Source organism: Streptomyces sp. SID14436 (assembly GCF_010548465.1).
GTDB lineage: Bacteria > Actinomycetota > Actinomycetes > Streptomycetales > Streptomycetaceae > Streptomyces.
The window spans coordinates 1-2898 of the sequence record NZ_JAAGMD010000570.1; the positions used below are offsets into that span (position 1 = coordinate 1).

5 protein-coding genes and 1 pseudogene are annotated in these 2898 nt (G+C 72.5%); 3 read left to right on the top strand and 3 right to left on the bottom strand.

Annotation, left to right across the window (positions count from 1 at the left end):
* Positions 1-209: pseudogene (locus G3I53_RS33375) on the bottom strand (hypothetical protein); the annotation flags it as partial.
* Between the two features lie 271 nt (positions 210-480).
* Here G3I53_RS33375 and G3I53_RS19850 point away from each other — a divergent pair.
* From G3I53_RS19850 to tgmB, 3 genes are all read left to right on the top strand, one after another.
* Entirely contained in the window at positions 481-807 is a 327-nt protein-coding gene (locus tag G3I53_RS19850) for a YkvA family protein (RefSeq protein WP_164336610.1), read from the top strand.
* 119 nt (positions 808-926) lie between these two features.
* Positions 927-1118 carry a putative ATP-grasp-modified RiPP gene (gene tgmA, locus G3I53_RS19855; protein ID WP_164336612.1) on the top strand — a complete coding sequence of 64 codons (192 nt, stop codon included), beginning with the start codon at positions 927-929 and terminating at the stop codon, positions 1116-1118.
* 16 nt (positions 1119-1134) lie between these two features.
* On the top strand, positions 1135-2118 hold the full coding sequence (tgmB, locus tag G3I53_RS19860) for an ATP-grasp ribosomal peptide maturase (protein ID WP_164336613.1): 984 nt from the start codon (positions 1135-1137) through the stop codon (positions 2116-2118).
* Between the two features lie 25 nt (positions 2119-2143).
* Here the strand turns inward: tgmB and G3I53_RS19865 are convergent, their stop codons facing one another.
* Together G3I53_RS19865 and G3I53_RS19870 are read right to left on the bottom strand one after the other, a co-directional pair.
* Positions 2144-2359, bottom strand: a complete 216-nt coding sequence (locus tag G3I53_RS19865) for a hypothetical protein (RefSeq protein WP_164336615.1) — start codon at positions 2357-2359, stop codon at positions 2144-2146.
* Positions 2360-2519: 160 nt separating this feature from the next.
* Positions 2520-2898 (bottom strand): hypothetical protein (locus tag G3I53_RS19870; RefSeq protein WP_164438604.1); only part of this gene is annotated, 379 nt, incomplete at its 5' end.

Consider the following 2898-nt stretch of genomic DNA (forward strand, 5'->3'; position numbering starts at 1 on the left):
TGCCCTTCCGGATGCCCCGGGGACGGGGGTCCGGCCGGATCGGCGCCGGGTGCGGGTGCCGTCGGGGCGGCGCCGGGCCGGACGTGGACGGGATCCGGCCGGTGGGCGCCGGTGATCGTGAGCGTCGCCGCGGAGGGCGGGGACGCCGGGGCCGCCTCGGGGGGTATGGCGGGGTCGTTCGGCGGAGGGGACGAGGCACAGGAGGTCATACTCGGCTCCATGGGTGAAGGCTTTCGTGCCGCTCCCACACCCCCCACGTGCGACGAGCGACGTTACGCTGACCATTACTAGGCCCCTGCGCACCCCCCTGCCACCCGACTGGGCCACGGGGATGACCTGCGACGATCCCGTGTTTCACCCCGCTGAAGCGGGGAAACGGACCCGGTCGGACATGTCCGGTCCCGGCCCCCATACCCGGGCCGGAAACGGGAATCCAGTCCATGAGGCCCGTGTCAGGGCACACCGGGAGGAGGGCGACTGGTGGATTCGACCACCACGGTGCTCGTCGTGGTCGCGGTACTCGCGGCCGCTCTGCTCTGCGCCGCTCTCGCGCTCCTGGTACGGCTGGTCCGTACCCGGCGCGATCTCCGGCGTGCCGGTCTTCCCACGGGCCCCCGCTGGGTCTTCTGGGGTGCCGTCCTCTATCTGGTCCTGCCCACCGACCTGCTGCCCGACCCGGTCTATCTGGACGACATCGGTGTCCTGCTGCTCGCTCTGCGCTCCATGCGCGGCTCCCTCGGCGAGGGTGCGCCTGCGTCGACGTCCCGGCGGCCCGTCCGCCGGCCCGCCGATGACTACGCTCCGTAAGGAAACCAACCACCCGTTCGATTCGTATAAGTGACTGGAAGCCAAAAGAAGTCGGCGGACCAGGCAACGGCGCACAGGTGGCCCCGCCTGGTCGGCGCAGCACCGACGAGGGAGAGACGATGCAACCGTTCGCGCTCAACTACGCCCGTCCGGCGGTGGAGTTGGCGGTCGCCACTCCGTATTCGTACGACTCCGGACTGCAGTTGAACGTTCTCGTCGACGGACGGATCGCCGCTTGCGACCACGCGTTGTTGCGGGAGGTGGGGACCACGACATCCACGGCGGGCTCCAAGACCCACTTCGACGACTGACAGCGGACCGTAGACGATGACCGTGCTGATCCTCACGTGCGAGGAGGACGTGACCGCCGACATGGTGGTCGTGCACCTGAACGGCCACGGGGTCCCGGTGGTGCGCCTGGACCCCGCCGATCTCACCGACGGGGTGTCCCTGTCCGGGGAGTACGTCCACGGCCGGTTCCGCGGCCATCTGTCCACCGGGGGAAGGCTGGTGAGCATCGGAGGGCTCCGCTCGGTGTGGGTGCGCAGGCCGGGCGAGCCCGCGGCCCGGGCGGCGCAGCCGTCCGCCTGGCTGACCGAGGAGGCGTCGCAGGCGCTCTACGGCATGCTGCGCGGCTCGGACGCGCGCTGGATGAACCATCCGGACGCCGCCCGGCAGGCCCGCCACAAGCCGTGGCAACTGCGGCTGGCCCAGCGCTGCGGCCTGCCCGTGCCGGCCACCGTGATCACCACGTTCCCGCGCGCCGCGCGGGAGTTCGCGGAGCGTTTCCCGGATCTGGTGGTCAAGCCGGTGTCGGGCGCACACCCGCAGGATCCGCCGCGGGCCGTGCCGACCAGCAGGGTGCCGCCGGACGCCGACTTCTCCGCCGTCGCGTTCGGGCCGACGCTGTTCCAGCGGCGGATCGCCAAGCGGGCCGACATCCGGCTGACCGCCGTCGGCGAGAAGCTGCTGGCGGCGCGCAAGGAGACGGATCCGGACGCGGATCCGGACGAGGTCGACGTGCGTTTCGCGGCGCCCGGGGCACCCTGGACGCCGGTGGACGTGCCGTCGCGCACCGCCGACGCCGTCCGCGCCTATCTGCGCGAGGCCGGACTGGCGTACGGGGCCTTCGACTTCGCCGAGGACGCCGACGGGGTGTGGTGGTTCCTGGAGTGCAACCAGTCCGGGCAGTTCGGGTTCGTGGAGGTGGAGACGGAACAGCCGATCGCGCGCACCATCGCCGAATGGCTGGCCCGGCCGGTCCAGGTGGCCGCGGCGACGGGCGACGAGGCGCGGACCGGCGTGCTCTGACGGTGCGTCGGCGCGCCGCGCCGGGTCAGGACGGCTGCGGGCCGGGCAACAGGGCGGTGCGCTGCCAGCCGTTGCCCGGCGCGTGCGGCCGGTCCAGTCCCGGCAGGGACCCGGGCGACTGCAGGGGTCGCATGACCGACTCCAGTTCCCTGCTCACGCGTTCGGCCTCGCGGCGGACCTGTGCGGGCACGTCGCCGCACTCCGCGATGAGTCGGTCGTAGATGGGGGAATCCTGGAACACCCGACAACGTGCCTTTCTGCTCGGCGGTCCCCGAGCGGGACGCGAGTGCCGAGTGTAGGCGCCCGCACACCTCGGAGTGCCAATTCCCCCGTACGAGTTGACGCAGAACGGACAACCGGGTCGGCGTCGCGCGCCCTCCGGGTGCGCCGGGCGCGAGCGGTCAGGCTCCCGTCGTGGAGCCGGGGCGGACGATCATCAGGACCGTGACGGTGGCCCACAGCACATTGAAGAGACCGGTGTACATGCCCAGTTGCACGGTGGCGGCGCGGTCCACCGGCCGGTGGGCGCCGAGTTCCTCGAGGAGTTCGTCCTGCCGGGGCAGGACGAAGGCGATGAGCAGTCCGGCGGCGGCCGCCGTCAACGCGATGGAGGCGATGAGCCAGCCGTCGCCCAGCACTCCCATGGCGAGCGCGGTGGCCAGCCCGAGGACCGGCACGGCGATCCCGACGCGTGCGTAGACCCGGCAGACGCGGTGCAGCACCGTCACGGTGGCGCGCGCCGCGTCGGAGGCCCCCGCGCCGCCGCCGGGCGCGGCCCGG